Source organism: Nocardia aurantia, from assembly GCF_009604425.1.
Lineage (GTDB): Bacteria > Actinomycetota > Actinomycetes > Mycobacteriales > Mycobacteriaceae > Nocardia > Nocardia aurantia.
This window is the reverse complement of the sequence record NZ_WEGI01000008.1, coordinates 105,190-119,908: the sequence shown is the minus strand read 5'-3', so window position 1 is coordinate 119,908 and position 14,719 is coordinate 105,190. Positions and strand designations below refer to the sequence as shown.

Genomic DNA, 14,719 nt, shown 5'->3' with positions numbered 1-14,719 from the left:
CTGCTCGAACGATAGACACTCCGGCCCTTTGATCGTTGGCGAGTGTTCCCCCGGCTGGGAAGTCCCGTCCGGAGACCGGACCGGATATTTCCTGCGAATACGTTACTTCGGTCCACCAATTGTCGGCCCGTTACATGACGGGACATTTACCGGCCCGGGATAAATCGCGACGCGGCGCGGACCGCGCGATCGGATCGCTCGATTGTCGAGCACCGATCTCGAGCGGATCGACCGTCGAGCAGGCCGGTCGCCGAGCGGGCCGACCGTCGAGCGGGTCGGTCGCCGAGGACGCCGATCGGCGAGCAGACCGCCCGGCGAGCGCCGGGCGGCTCAGCGACGGTCGGGGGCCGACTCGATGGAGTTCGGTCCGGCGGACGACGGTGGGTGTTGCGGCGCAGCGGCATCAGCGTCGCCGACATCCGCCGACGGCGTGGCTCCGATCTCATCGGACCGGGGCGGGCCGACAACGGGCTCACCGGATTTCGGTGCGCGATCGGTCGTTTCGGGCGCGAAGACCTGCCGCTGGGCGTCCGTGGCCGGAACCGGCTCGGCGCGACGGGGTTTCGACCACGGCGTGCCGGAACGCCGACCGTCCGCGGCGACACCCGCACGACCCGGCGCCGGTCCGGCTTCCTCGACGGGTTCGGGTGCGGGCTCTGGGGCAGGCGCCGGCCCGGTGCGACGAGGCCCCCGCCATGGGCCGACGCGTCCTCTCGGGACGCCGCCGCGCGGGGGGCTTCCCCCAGCCGGTTGCTGCTCCGCGGGCGCGGCGGCACCCGCATCGCGGGCCGCTGCCTCGTCGGCGGGGCCGGAACCGGCGCCTGCCGCGGTGGACTCGTGGGCCCCGGCGGACGCGACGGCCGGCTCCCCGGCGTGTGACGGAACATGTTGCGCTGCGGTGGATTCCGCATTCGGCCCGGCAGTTGTCGCCGGTGCGGGCGCGGCGTGCTCGCCGGTCCACGGGCGGACGGCCCCGGTGTCCCCCGGCTCGGCCGAGTGCCGGTCGGCGGCGGAATCCGGAATCGAGGATCCGGCGTCCGCCGGATGCGGTACGGCCAGGGAATGCGTCGCCGGAGCGGCAGCCGCGCCCGGCGCACCCACGCCGTGATCGGCCGTCGCCGTACCGTGCCGTCCGTGATCGGCCGTCGCCGCGCCGTGCGGTCCGGAATCACCTGGGGCCTGTCCCGGCGCCGAATGCGTTGCCGGAGCGGCGGAGTCGGCCGGGCCGGTGGTACCGGCCGGGGCCGTCGCCGAATGCGGATCGGCCGGGTGACTCACCGAAGAGCTCTGCGGCACAGCCGGTCCGGCCGCGGCCGGCGCGGACTCGGCGGGTTGCGCCGGTGCCGGCGACGGTTGCACCGAGCCGGTGACCGGATCCGCCGGCGGATCGCCGCCGGTGGTCGGGGTGCTGAAATCCATCCCGCCGACGGTGTTCGCGAAATCGTTCGCGTGCTTCAGCATGTCGTCGGCGTACTTGTCCAGCAGCGCGGCGTAGCGCAGCACCTCGTCCGGCTCGATGTGCAGGGGCATCGCCGTGGAACTGCTCGGCGGTGGCAGGCCCAGCAGATCCTCGACGGCGTGGTGCAGCGCCCCGCCGACCATCTCTTCGACGACGTGCTCGAGCGGCTCGATGGCCTTCTCGACCACCTCCATCAGGAGGTAGGCCACCAGGTACTGCTCCAGGGCGAAGAGAATCCGCTTCGCGGCGTCCTGGATCGCGAGCGCGATCGCCGCGGACAATCCCCCGGTCGCGAACGTGGCCGACAATGTCGCGAAATACGAGGCGGCCAGCGCCGCCAACTCGCCCAGCACGGCGACCTTCGCGACCGTGATGACCTCCGCGGCGATATCCAGCGCCCGGCCCACCGCCTTGCACGCCGTATCCAGATCGCGCATGTGGCCCGCGCTCATCCGGCCCCACGCCGCCAGCATCTGCTCGTACGAATATCCCGAGTAGACCGAGTTCATATCCTTGATGGCGCCGGTCGCCTGCGAATGGGTATTCGAAACATTGGTCGCGAAATTCTCGACCTCCCGGCCGAGTCTCCGCACATCGTCCTCGTTGATATCCGGATACGGGACGCCCATGTAATTGAGGAACAGTGCGACATCGTGCGGGATTTCGATGGGCACGACGGACCCCGGATCAGAGAACCCGTACGACCACGGCGTTGCCCGGCATCCGGGACCACCGCACGTTCGCACCGGAGTGCGGCGCCTCGATCACCATGCCGTTTCCGGCCGCGAGTTGCACGTGCTCGGGCCCGCGCGCGCTGAACGAACTCGCCGGGAATACGAGATCTCCCGGCCGGACGTCCGAAACCGGCACCCGCACACCGCTGTAGATCTGCTCGTAGGTGGTGCGCGGCAGCACGACGTGCCCGCCGGAGGCCTGCGCCACCGCGTACTGAGTGAGCCCGGAGCAGTCGAAGCCACCGCCGCTGGGCCCCCGGGCTCCGCCGCCGCCCCAGACGTACGGCGTACCGACCGCGGCGTTCGCGGCCCGCACGGCCGAGCCGCCCGCGGTGCCGTCGGAGGGCAGGTTGCGCCGCCGGGAGCGGGATCGCCGGGGGCGGGTGGCCGCGACGGTGTGCACCCGTGCGGGTGTCGCGGCCGGTGGCATGATCTGTGCCGCGTGTTTGCGCGCGGCCGCCACATCCGCGTTCACCTGGTCGGCGGCGCGGCCGATCGTGTGCTGCGCGGCGTCGAGCAGGGCGGCTCCGGTGAACGGAGTGTCGCCGAGTGAGGTGATCGCCCGTGCCTGGCTACGGAAGTCGGCGATCTGAGCCGCCAGTCGGCCCCGGCCCGCGACGGTGCCGTCGGCGGCCGCGCCGACGGCCTTCGCGACGATCGCGTCCTTCTGCCCGTGCCCGTCGGCGGCCGTGGACTGCACGCCCCGGGTATCGGTGTAGCCGTTGATCGACCGGCCGGAATGCGCGCTCAAATCCCCGGAAATCGTATTCATTGCAAGTGCTTCGACCGAACTGGGCGCAGCCTGCCCGTAGAGATCGACCAGCGACTGGAGCACGCCGTTCAGATCATCGGCCAGTGCCGGCGCCATTCGACCTCCCGTTCTCGCGGCCCCACTCGAATTGTCCCTGCGGAAGATCTCATTGTGACGCCTGGCAGCTTTCGTACCGTTCCCAATCCTGGGGCGGGTCCACCGAACAGCATCGTGACCACTCGGTTCGGACCGCTTCCCAAGTTCGGGAAGACTACACAATGAGGGAGGTCGACAGGGAGGCGGTGAAACACGGATGACGACAGCGACCGGGGTGGGCAAGCACTACGCAACGGTGACGCTCGTCCGGCCGCCCGGTGGCTCCGCGGCCCTGAAGAGCCTCATTTCGATGGCGGAATCCGCCATTCAGACCGCCGTCGATCTGCTGGGCCGCGGCACCACCGTCGCCCCGCCCCAGGTCGACGATCTCCTCACCACCGTCCAATATCACGACCTCGAGCAGAGCGAGACCACCAAGGCCTACAAGGCGGTGCTCGCGGCGGTCCGGTCCCGCCGGAGCGCCCTGCTGACCTACGACGACACCGTGTTGCAGGCGGCCATCGTGATGTCCGCCGACAAGGACACCACGCTGGCCGCCATCAAGTCCGTGATCTCCGAATTGAACGCCTTGTTGACCGGCGTCGGGAAAGCGAAGCTCACCCACGCTCAGGAATCGACGCTGATGACCGAGATCGGCCGGGCGGTGGACGCCGTGTACGAGAAGGTCACGGCGGTCGCGGAACAGAACGCGGCGATGGCGGGTTCCGGCAGCGGTTCCTCGGACGGCGGTTCCTCGGGCGCATCGTCCGACGGAAGTTCCTCCGGCGGTGGGTCTTCCGACAGTGGGTCGTCCGGCGAGGGCGCCGGCAGCGGCAGTGCCTCCGGCAGCGGTTCGGCCACCGGCGCCACCGCTGCCGATTCGTCCGGCGGCGGGTTGTCCGCGCTGCTGCCCCTGCTGATGATGATTCCGATGGGCGCGATGGAACTCGCGCCGATCGGGATGGAACTCCTGAAACGGCAGCAGGACGCGCAGGCGGAGCAGAAGGAACACGACGAGCAGGCCGCCGGCACCGGCGGACCGCCCGGACCCGGCGTACCGGCATCGGAACAGTCCGCCGGCGCTTCCGTCGAGGACACCGCGACGGGCTCGGAATCCGGAAGCGTCACAGCGCCGCCCGAACCGCCCCCCGCGCCGGCGACGCAGAATCCCAGCACGACAACGCCGTCCGGCGACTCCGGTCGCACGGGCGCCGCCCCGCCACCGCCGAGCGGCGCTCCGCCGACCGGAACCGTTCCGGCGCCGGATGATTCGGGTAATCCCCGCCGGCAGGCCCGGCCGCCGCAGACCGTCCCCATCCCGGCGGTCGCCGGGACCGGTGATCAGGACTATGTCGACGCCGGACAGTATCCGGGCGAGGCCGGCTCGGGGATCTGACCCCCTGGCGCCGGATCGGAAGCCCGGTCCGGCTCCCGAATCCGGCCCCGGCAGGGGAGCACAGCGCGACACCTGCGACGCGGGCACTCCGAATACCGTTGCGGCGCGATCGAATCCGGTCCCGCTAGGTCGAACCGGTCGCGACCGCGGCACCCCGGCCCGACGGCGCGGTGACCTGTTGCACGCCGGGAGCGGCCGGGCTCGGCTGCGCGTTCTGCGGCTGCTGTTCCGGACCTCCGGCGACCGGCGGCTGCGCGCCCGTGGCCGGCTGCACGTCCGCGCCGCTGGGGTGATAGAAACCGCGGAAGTCGCCGTACCCACCCTGACCGCCGTCCGGCGGATTCTGCGGATCCAGCGGCACCATGTGCCCGTTCACGACCATCTGCAGCGAGCCGTTGTCGACGACCACGACCGCACTGCGGTTGTCCCACTGGACCACATCGCCGGTGTGCAGATGCGAGCTGTCGATCTGGTTCCACGGACTTCCGGGCGTCGCCTGGCCCGGCGTGCCCTCGTACGCGGCACGGGCGTCGCTGCCGTTGGGATTGTTGAGTTCGTGATTCACCGCGTCGGCCACCACGGCCGACACCTGCTGCGTGGATCCGTCCGGAAGCTTCATGTTCACAGGGGATTTCGCGCCGGCCACAGTCTGCGGCGCGCTTCCGTCGGCGGAAACCGGAACAGGCACTGCCGCATTCGGATCGGTAGTGGCGGGCACCGCTTGCAAGGTGCCGTCCGGTCCCACCACCATCTGGCCACCGCCGTACGGATCGCCCTGACCGTCGACGCCCTGCTCGCGTTCCCGGCGCTCCTTCTCCTTCTCCTTGCGCTGATCCTCCTGCTGCATCTGCTGGAGAACCATCTGCACGATCGAGGGCAGGATCATCAGCGGCATCATCAACAGCATCATCATGCTGCTGTCCATGCCGCCGCCACCGGAGGATGCCCCCGCGGACGAGGCCGCGGTGCCGTCGGCACCTGTGGAACCTGTTCCCGTCGAACCCGTTCCGGTGGAGCCGGTATCGGAGCCGGTCCCGGTACCGGTGCCCGAACCACCGTCCGTCCCGGACCCCCCGGTGGAACTGCTGCCCGATGTCGAACCGCTACCGCTCGTGGAGCCACTGGTTGAGCCACTGGTTGAGCCACTGGTGGAACCGGAGGTCGAGGTCGAGCTGCTGGTGGACGACGAGGTGCTGTTCGACGCCTGGCCGTCCTTGTAGCCCTGGGCGTAGCCGTCCTTGCGCCCCTGGTCGTAGGTCGGATTCTTGTTGCCGATATCGTGTGCGGCGTCCTCCATTGCCTTGTTGGCTTTGGCGACCTCACTACTCGCGTCCCCGAGCCGCGTGTTGATCGTCTCGACGAGGCCGTTTTCCACCCGGCCGGCGGCTTGAGCGGCATGAATCTGATTCATGTCGTTCGCATCACCGGCGGTTGTTATCCTCCGTATGATGGTTTTCTCCGCCGTCTTCAGGTCGGTGTTCAGAGAGTCGTAGTAGCCGTTGATCTTCGTCAGCGCGGCCTTGGCCACCGCTGGAAGATCTTTCATCTTGACGCCGACGTAGTGGTCGCCGTACTGCAGGCCGGATGCGATCTCTTTCGCCTTGTCGAGATTGATCGTGTAGTAGGTGCCCATGCTGGACGTGCCCTTGATCTCCAGACTGTCCGATTTCGGATCCGTCGACGGAGTCAACAACTTGGAAACGTCGGGCACGTCGGACGGATGACCGGCCTGAAGCGGATCCGTCAGGGATTGGAATACTTTCTGAGCCACGTTCAGCAGCGCGAACAACGAGTCCGATCCCCCCTGCGGGTGATACAGGTAATACGGCCCCGGATCGGTCGGTGAGAACAGGTTCACCTTCGTACCGCCGGCCGCGTCGGAGGAGACGGATCCGTCGGGGTTGAGGGTGAGCTTCACCTGGGAGTTGTTGAGAAACCCGTATTTGATCGCGTCCGGATCGGTCTTGCCGTAATCGGCGAGGATCGAGCCGTCCGAATTCACAAGGTAGAGGTTTCCGTCGTAACCGACCTCCACTCCACCCAGCGTGAGATTGTCCGGGAGCGAATCGTGGTAATGCGGTTCCCAGGTCTTCACTTCGCCGTACTTGGGGCTCCACAGCATGACCGATCCGCCGGGCTCGGAGATCAGTCTGTATTCGTCGTCGCCACTGCCCACGGTGAGATATTTGCCGGGGGGCAGTGTCTCACTGTTGCCCAGCGAATCCGCAGGATACTTGGGTTCCGGAAGGCCGCCCATCAGAACCTGTCCGTGGCCACACTCGGCGGCGTATCCGCCTGCGGCGCACTGATTCCGGTGCGCGGCGGGATCGCCCCGGCCGCCGGACCGTCGGTGACCGGAGCGGCCACCGCCCCCGACACCGTCTGCACCGCGACACGCTCCTCGGGCGCGGCCACCGCGGCCGGCGCCGCCACGAACTGCGGGTGCGCGGTGATCTGGTCGAACACGTAGAGCGCGTCGCGCAGCGTCTGCCGCGATTGGTCGCCGCTTGCCAGCAGCAAGGCCAATTCGTTGCAGCGCCGCTCGAAGACCATGGTGCGCAGCACGGCCCCCTCGTCGTCGATGCGCAGCCCGCCCAGGTCCACCCGGCCGACGTCGACGCGGCGGGACAGCATGGACGCGGCCAGCAGATCGTCGGCGTCGCGCAACTGATCCCAGAGCATCCGCTGCACCGGCTGCCCGGCCTGCACCATCGCCAGGATGCGACCGCGCACCGCGCGGGCCTCGACGGCCTCCGGCGGCGTGGCCGTCGAACGGCCCACCTGCGCGTGCGCCTCGGTCGCCAGGGCCAGACATTGCGCGTGGACCGCCGAATCCGGAACCGTCGCAACCCTTTCCAACGCCGCGGCCGAGCCGAACAGGCCCAGCCGGTCGACGGTGTCCGGCGTCGGGTTACGCAGGTCGACGTCGTACATCGGACCGACCATGCCCTGCATCGGCACATCATTCATCTGCATGCGCAGACCGGCGTCGATCGGTGCGGAGGACACCAGCGCCGACAGCTTCGCCCCGGCCTTCGGTCCCCATGACAACCCGAATTCCACCAGCACCCGGGCCGGATCGGCCACGCCCTCCCACGGCGACCCGCCGTCGGCCGCGAGCAGTTCGTCCCAGATCCACGGGCTGGAGACCTCACGGGGCAGGAACAGTCCGGCCGGCAACCAGCCGCGGCCCTCGTTGGACGTGATGAACACGCCGGCTCCGGCCGGACCGCGCATCACCGAGACCGCCCAGTTCATCCCGACCGGCGAATCGACCACCGCGAGCACCGCACCCAGCAGGGTGCGAGCCAGGATGAGATCGCTGCCCGCGTCCGCGTTCACGACATAGTCCGGCTCGCGGTCCCGGTCCGCGGCGGCGGCGACCGCCGCCGCGAACGGGCTCATCATCGGCATCGGTGCGCCGATACCGTCGCCGGCGCCGCCGGTCTGCGCCTGCGCACCCGCTGCCGGGCCCGACGGCGGACCGGAGGGCCCACCGCGGCCGTCGTCGCCCACACCGGCCATGACGCCGGGACCGGCGGTCCCGCCGGGACCGCCCACGCCGTCCGGCCCGGAGACCGGTGGCCGATCGTTGAGGAACGGCGCCTGGGCGCCCTGGCCCGGCAGGCTCGGCGACTCGCCACCGGGACCGGCGGGCGACTCGCCACCTGGACCGCCACCGGGTCCACCACCGGGACCGGCGGGACCGCCACCGGGTCCACCGGCCGGTCCGCCACCGGGGCCGCCGCCGGGTCCACCACCGGGACCGCCGGGGTGAGCACCGACCGGTGCGCCGTCGTGGCCGACCGGGATGGCGTCGGGCTGCGAGTGACTCGGGTCGGTCGGGATGTGGTCGCCGAACGGATTCGCGGCGCCGCCGATCGATCGGGCGCCGTGCTGGTCGGCCAATTCGTAGGCGTGCGCGGCGTCCCGCAGCGCTTTCGCGGTCGAGTCGTGGTCGCCCGCCATCGCCTCGCCGGCGCGCTGCCGGGCGTTGTAGTAATTCTCGAGCGCCTGCCGGACCGGATCGGCGATCTTCCCGTAACTGTCCTGGAATCCGTCCAGCCACGTGCGCGGGGGTTTGGCCCACTCCCGGGTATCCGCTGCCGCGCGATCGTGCTGGTTCGCCAGATGCCGCAGAACCTCAGGGTCGATATCCAAGCGGTCAGGCATGTGCGATCAACTCCCTTCGGCCACCCCGACTCGACTCATTGTCGAGCCTTCCCAATCGTGGGGAACGAATTCGGGCGCGGCGGGCCTACTCCCAGTTCCGGGAGCACGGTCGCGGCGCGCCGCACTATGATCAGCCGACCCGGCGCGAATTCGCACACCCGGATCGGGCGTAGACCACGACGGCAGCGGTGCGGAGTTCCGGGTGCGCCGATCGAGCGGGTCGATCTCCCGAAATCACGCACGCGCGAGGAGTATTCGCATGGACCGCTGGGAACGCGAAGGACTGCGTGCGGCCAACAACGGATTACGCAATCAGGTCGACCGGCTGACGGACGATTTCGAACGGCAGCGCGACCGACTGTCGGAGGTCTACAAGCAATTGGAAATCCTTCGGCTGCAAGCCACTTCGAACGATCGGCTGGCGGAAGTGGTCGTCGACGGCAGTGGCGCGGTGGCCGAGGTGCGATTGACCGCGGCGTCGATGCGGGCCACGCCGGAACAGTTGGGCCGGTCGATCACCGAGGCCGCGCGCGCGGCGGCCGGGCTGGCCGCCGCCCGGGTGGCCGAACTCACCGCCGACGTCACCGCGGGCCTGGACGACCTGCCCGACCTGCCGGATTTCGCCCCCGAGGCACCGAGTCTGCGCGCGGTACGGGACTGGGTCCGCGGCGCGGGCGGCGAATGAGCGCGGACGGCCGCCGGGGCACGGTCGCGGCCAGCGCGGCGCCGGCGAGCAGCAATCCGGCGCAGATCCACAGCGCGGCGGCGAATCCCGTACCGACCGCGTCGACGCCGGACCGGCCGGAGATCCCCACCAGCGCGGGCAGTCCGGCGACAGCGAGCAGGCTCGCGGCCCGGGCGGCGGCGGTGTTCACGCCCGACGCGGCACCGACCTCTGGGCCGCGGATCGACGCGAACAGCGCCGAGGTCAACGGCGCGACGAACATCGCGAATCCGGCCCCGACCGCCAGCGTCCCCGGCAGCACACCATCGAAATAGGATGTGTCCGCGCCGATCCCGGTGAGCCACATGGCGCCGCCGGCGGCCACCACCAGCCCGGCGGTCATGGGCGCGGCCGGACCGTGCCGATGCGCGGCACGCTGCGCCCAGCCCGACAACGCCGACGCGAGCGCCGCGATCGGGACGGTGGCCGCACCGGCGGCGAGCGCGGAATATCCTGCGACAGTTTGCAATTGCCAGCCCAGCAGAAATTGGATCCCACCCAGCGCCCCGTAGGCCAGCACGGTCACCACGGTCAGGAGGCCGAAGAGCCGGCCGCGGAACAGCGTGCCGGGGACCAGCGGATGGCTGCCACGCACCTGCCGCAGCACGAACAGCGCCAGCAGTAATGCTCCGGGCAGCAAAAGGACCGGACGTCCCGCGATCAAACCGTAGGTCGGCACCGCCAGCCCCGCGACGAGCAACGCCGCACCGGAGACATCTACGGGATCGGCTCCGAGACTTCGTGATTCGGGAACAGCCGACAGCGCCAGGGCTGCCGCGACCAGGGCCGGTGGCAGTTCGAGCAGAAATACCGTCCGCCAGCCGACGATCTCCAGCAGCCAGCCACCGAGCACCGGCCCGGCGGCGGTGACGATCCCGGTCGCGCCGGTCCACAGCCCGATCGCCGCATTCAGGTCGCGCGGGTCGATCGCGGCCGAGAGTACGGCGAGACTGCCCGGCGTCACCAGCGCGGCCGCCGCGCCCTGTGCCACCCGCGCGGCGATCAGGGCGCCGAGATTCGGCGCCAGTGCGCACAGCAGCGAGGCGAGCGCGAAACCCGCCGCGCCCCAGACGAACATGCGCTTACGACCGAACCGGTCACCGAGTGACCCACCGGGCAACAGCAGCGCCGCCAGAGCCACGGTGTAGGCGCCGGCCACCCATTGCAGGCCCGCGACATCGGTGTGCAGGGCGGCGCCGATGTGCGGCACCGCGACCGGCGTCAGCCCGGCATCCAGCCCGGCGGCCGACCAGCCGAGTACGGTGGCCGCCACCACCCGCAGTCCGGTGGCGGATCGCAACCGGGCCGGCAGGGGCAGGCGCGGCAGTGGCAGCGTGACGTCGGCGCCGGCAGTGCTGACATCGATCACCGCATGCTGCCGAGAACCAGTGCGAACCGGTCGTCGGGATCGGTCCAGCTGCACTGCACCGGGAAACCGGCCTCGGCCAATTCGGCCCGGAACGCGTCGAGGCGGAACTTGGCCGAGATCTCGGTACGCATCTGCTCACCCGCGGCGAACGGGATCGAAAGGCCGAGCTCGCCGAGGGCGACCGTATGGTCCTCGGTCGCCTCCAACCGCATCTCGATCCACTCGTTCTCGGCGTCCCACACCGCGACGTGCCGGAACCGGTTCGGGACGAAATCCGCGCCGAGCCGTTCGTTCATCACGTGTAGCACGTTGCGGTTGAACTCCGCGGTGACTCCGGCGGCGTCGTCGTAGGCGGGCACCATGATCGCCGGATCGACGGCCAGGCCGACACCGAGCAGCAGATGCTCGCCCGGGTCCAGGATCTCGCGCACGCGGGCGAAGAATTCGGCTCGCTGCGGCCGCGCGAAATTGCCCAGTGTGCCGCCGAGCAGCACCACCATCCGGCGGCCGCGGCGCGGCAGCGCACCCAGCATGCTGGTGAAATCGCTGACCACGCCGTGCACCGACAGCGCCGGGAATTCCGTGTGGATCCAGTCGGCGGCCTCCCGCAGGGCCGTCTCGGAAACGTCCTGGGGCAGATAGGTATGCAGGGCACCCCGGGCACCGAAGGCGCGCAACAGCAGCCGGGTCTTCTCGGACGAGCCGGAACCCAGTTCGACCAATTCCTGCACACCCGGTGCGGCGAGCGCGATCTCGCCGGCACGATCGCGCAGCAGCGCTCGTTCGGTACGGGTGGGGTAGTACTCCGGCAACTCGGTGATCGCGTCGAAGAGCTTGCTCCCGCGTACGTCGTAGAACCACTTGGAGGGCAGAGATTTCCGGGTCGCGGTCAGACCCGCGCGGGCGTCGGCGCGTAGCGCCGCGGCCAGGTCGTCGTCCGATAATTGCACGTCGATGCTGAGAGATGTCGTCACGTCGGTTCCTGAGGTTGGTGCGCGGGAATGTTTCGGAAGAGGGTCGGTGCGCGGCGAGCGGATGCGCGCTCGACGATCAGCGGTCGAACCAGGCGAAGTTCTCGTCGCCGCGCTCGGGCGGCGTACCGGTCGGCGCGAAGTGCTGTCCGGGGGGGATTTTCACCAGCCGGGCCGGGGTCAGGGTGGCCCTGGCCACGGGGAGCCGCAGGGTGGTAGCGGCCGGACCGGATGCCCACATGGCGTGCCGCGAGGCCGCCAGGATGCGCTCGGAGAGCCGGTCCGGCCCCTGGGCGAACGCCTCGGGGTCGATGGCCAGACCGCGCAGCCTGCCCTCGGGGTCGAGCCGGACGACGACCCCGGAGTTCGAGGAGGTGATGGTCTCGCCGAGTTCGACCCAGCCCGGCCCGGCGGAGACCGGCCGGGCCGCCACGATCACCGCCGCCGAACCGATCCGGCCGCCGGTCCGTTCCGCCCAGCCGACCACGACCGGTCCCAGCAGACCGGTGAGCAACAGGATGGCGCCGACGACATACCAACCGGCGACGCCGATCTGGATGCAGAGCCAGGTGAGCAGCACGGGACCGAACGAATCCGCCAGCCGCACACCGGTTCCGAATACGCCGAGATACTGGCCCAGGGCGTGCGGCGGCGCCAGCCGGTTGGAGACCTCGAAACCGCCCACGGTCTGCCACAATTCACCGACCGTGAGCACCGCGGTACCGACGGTGAGGATCGCCACGGCGAGCCAGGGGCCGCGGCCGTGTGCCAGCGGGAGCACGGCGCACGCCACCAGGAAGGCCACCCCGGCGCGGGCGAGCGCCCGCCCGCCTCCGCGGGCGGTGTCGACACCGCGGCCGGCCCGGACCTGGAGCAACACCACGATGACGATGTTGAGGATGTCCACCGCGGCGACGGACCAGCGCGGCGCCGTGGTCGCGGAGAGAATCCACAGCGGGATCACCACGGTCTGGATCCGATACTGCAACGACAGCACCGCGTCGACCGCGGTCAGCGCCAGGTAGGGACGGTCACGCAGGACCATCCAGCCGGACGGCGGCGCCGGCTCGCCCGGGATGTCCACCGGGCCCAGCCGGGGCAGCCGTCCGGTCAGCAGCACCGCGGCGCCGAGCACGATCGCCGCGGCCACCATCATGATTCGATAGATGGTCGCGGAATCCTGTTGCGCGGCAACGGCGGCCATCGTCGCCCCGACCGCGAAACCACCGTTGAGCACCGCGCGGTTGTAGGCGCGGAACTCGTTGGCCTTCTCGTGCACGGTCCGGCCGACGACGGTCGCGATCATCAGCTGACCACAGGCCAGCGACGCCGCCGCGAAGGGCACCGTGAACACGTAGGACCGAAACCCGTGTACCGCGAGGAGAGCAAGCAGCGCAACGGATTCCACCAGCAGGCTGATGCGCAGCAGGCCCAGCGGCCCGTACCGGTCGGACAGCTTGCCGGCCAGGACACACGCCAGTACGCACACCGCCCCGGCCACGCTCAGGCCGAGCCCGACCTCGCCCGAGGACATGCGCACGATCCGGGTGAAGTAGAGGACCACGGTGGACAGGTAGATGCCGTTGGACACCGCGGTCGTCGCGGTCAGCAGCGTGAGGGTGCGCTGCGGGCCCGCGGGCGGCAGAACGGAGAACACGATCGGGCCGGTACGGTTCAGGCCACCGCCAGCGGATCCGGCAGCACGGGATCCGGCAGGGCGGGCGTCGCGACGCAGTCCATCCGGAAACCGGCCACCGTGTGACGCACGGCCTCGGTGACCTCGGCGGTGGAACGGCCCCGGAACCGGAAGGCCGCGCCGATGTCGACATAGCCGAACGTCTCGGTGATCTCCGTGCCCGGTGCCGGTACCGAGAGGTGATACGGCGCGTACTCCCGCGACACGTCGAGGTGAGTCGCCACCACGGTGCACGGCGGTGTGACCGGCGGATGGATCAGCAATTCACCGACCACCCAGCCGTCGGTGAGCGGCTCCGCGGCCAGCGGCCGGCCCAGTTGGGCGTCGACGGCCGAACCGGCGAGATCGTGACCGTGCACCTCCCGCCACATGTGCGTGGTCTCGCCGCCGGCGATGCGGGCTGCCACCTCGAGAAACCGTGGTCGCACGACACCGTCCACCACGCTCAGGAACAGTTCCAGATGAAAGACCGTCGCCACATTATTGCTGAGAGCTATGAGAACGGAAGTCGAAAACTCTTTCAGAGCCTCGAGCACCACCGCGTCGTCGATCTCGATATAACCGAGACTGGCACCGCCGTTCGCGAATTCGAGGCAGGCGCCACGATATGCGGATGCGCTCCAGGCGCCGAGTTCGGTCCCGGTCCAGACGCCGTCCACGGCCCCGACGCCGTCGGGACAGAACACCTGGACGAGATACGGTTCGGCAGCGAGGTCCGGAAGCCGCACCAGATCCGCCGGGCCGTCGAGCTTGAGGATGCCGGCGCTGCCCGCGCCCAGCCGCGGCTTCACGATCAGCGGATAGCCGTACTCCCGCGCGAATTCGGTCACCGCGGCGGCGTCGGGGGCGGCCCGGAAGTCCGGCGCGGAAACGCCCGCGGCCCGCACAGCCTCACCCATGACCAGCTTGTCCCGGAACCGCAGCACGTAATCGGGGCGGTCGCCGGCGATGCCGAACTCGGCGCGCAGCTGCGCCGCGACGAGCAGATCGAATTCGCTGAGGGCGACGATGCGTTCGGGCCGGCCGAACCGCTGTGCCAGCGCACGCACCGCGGCCGCCACCTCCGACATGTCGTCGAGCGTCACCACCTCGGCGGCGAGTTCCGCGGGCACGCCGTCGGCGACCGGACTCCAGGACACATAGGTAACGGCATCGGAAACGTGATCGATACGGTCGGCGTACGGAACAACGATGCCCCGCGCTCGATGTATGACAGTCACATGGGGACGCATCGGTACCTCCGCAGAATTCGAGCTGGTCAGTCGACCATGTTGCAATTGCCACAAGATCGCCCGGGCCAAAGATACCGTTCGGAATGATTGTTCCCATTGGTAGGAATAATTCCCACGC

Annotated in this window: 10 protein-coding genes; 2 read left to right on the top strand and 8 right to left on the bottom strand. The window is 70.0% G+C overall.

What is annotated here, in order from left to right; translation table 11 throughout:
* Positions 1-330 precede the first annotated feature (330 nt).
* Together NRB56_RS18990 and NRB56_RS18985 are read right to left on the bottom strand one after the other, a co-directional pair.
* On the bottom strand, positions 331-2,133 hold the full coding sequence (locus NRB56_RS18990) for a WXG100-like domain-containing protein (protein WP_153344047.1): 1,803 nt from the start codon (positions 2,131-2,133) through the stop codon (positions 331-333).
* 13 nt (positions 2,134-2,146) lie between these two features.
* On the bottom strand, positions 2,147-3,061 hold the full coding sequence (locus NRB56_RS18985) for a C40 family peptidase (RefSeq protein WP_153344045.1): 915 nt from the start codon (positions 3,059-3,061) through the stop codon (positions 2,147-2,149).
* A gap of 196 nt (positions 3,062-3,257) precedes the next feature.
* Here NRB56_RS18985 and NRB56_RS18980 point away from each other — a divergent pair, with 196 nt between their 5' ends.
* Positions 3,258-4,436, top strand: coding sequence for a hypothetical protein (locus tag NRB56_RS18980; RefSeq protein WP_153344043.1), 1,179 nt, complete (start codon positions 3,258-3,260; stop codon positions 4,434-4,436).
* Positions 4,437-4,560: 124 nt separating this feature from the next.
* Here NRB56_RS18980 and NRB56_RS18975 read toward each other — a convergent pair whose 3' ends face one another.
* Positions 4,561-6,354, bottom strand: coding sequence for a hypothetical protein (locus NRB56_RS18975; RefSeq protein WP_153344041.1), 1,794 nt, complete (start codon positions 6,352-6,354; stop codon positions 4,561-4,563).
* Positions 6,355-6,692: 338 nt separating this feature from the next.
* Positions 6,693-8,609: a type VII secretion target gene (locus tag NRB56_RS40180; protein WP_153344039.1), complete on the bottom strand. Its 1,917-nt coding sequence runs from the start codon at positions 8,607-8,609 to the stop codon at positions 6,693-6,695.
* Between the two features lie 259 nt (positions 8,610-8,868).
* Here NRB56_RS40180 and NRB56_RS18965 point away from each other — a divergent pair, with 259 nt between their 5' ends.
* Positions 8,869-9,294: a YbaB/EbfC family nucleoid-associated protein gene (locus NRB56_RS18965; RefSeq protein ID WP_153344037.1), complete on the top strand. Its 426-nt coding sequence runs from the start codon at positions 8,869-8,871 to the stop codon at positions 9,292-9,294.
* On the opposite strand, the gene NRB56_RS18960 is transcribed toward NRB56_RS18965, so the two are convergent.
* From NRB56_RS18960 to NRB56_RS38385, 4 genes are all read right to left on the bottom strand, one after another.
* On the bottom strand, positions 9,191-10,702 hold the full coding sequence (locus tag NRB56_RS18960; RefSeq protein WP_319943202.1) for an MFS transporter: 1,512 nt from the start codon (positions 10,700-10,702) through the stop codon (positions 9,191-9,193). The two genes, NRB56_RS18965 and NRB56_RS18960, sit on opposite strands and share 104 nt — an antisense overlap.
* Positions 10,699-11,676 (bottom strand): L-histidine N(alpha)-methyltransferase, encoded by a 978-nt coding sequence (egtD, locus tag NRB56_RS18955; RefSeq protein WP_319943201.1) that lies wholly within the window; start codon positions 11,674-11,676, stop codon positions 10,699-10,701. Before egtD ends, NRB56_RS18960 begins: the two co-directional genes overlap by 4 nt.
* A 76-nt stretch (positions 11,677-11,752) precedes the next feature.
* Positions 11,753-13,330: an MFS transporter gene (locus tag NRB56_RS18950; RefSeq protein WP_194290907.1), complete on the bottom strand. Its 1,578-nt coding sequence runs from the start codon at positions 13,328-13,330 to the stop codon at positions 11,753-11,755.
* Between the two features lie 17 nt (positions 13,331-13,347).
* On the bottom strand, positions 13,348-14,508 hold the full coding sequence (locus tag NRB56_RS38385; protein WP_194290906.1) for an ATP-grasp domain-containing protein: 1,161 nt from the start codon (positions 14,506-14,508) through the stop codon (positions 13,348-13,350).
* Between the last annotated feature and the right edge of the window lie 211 nt (positions 14,509-14,719).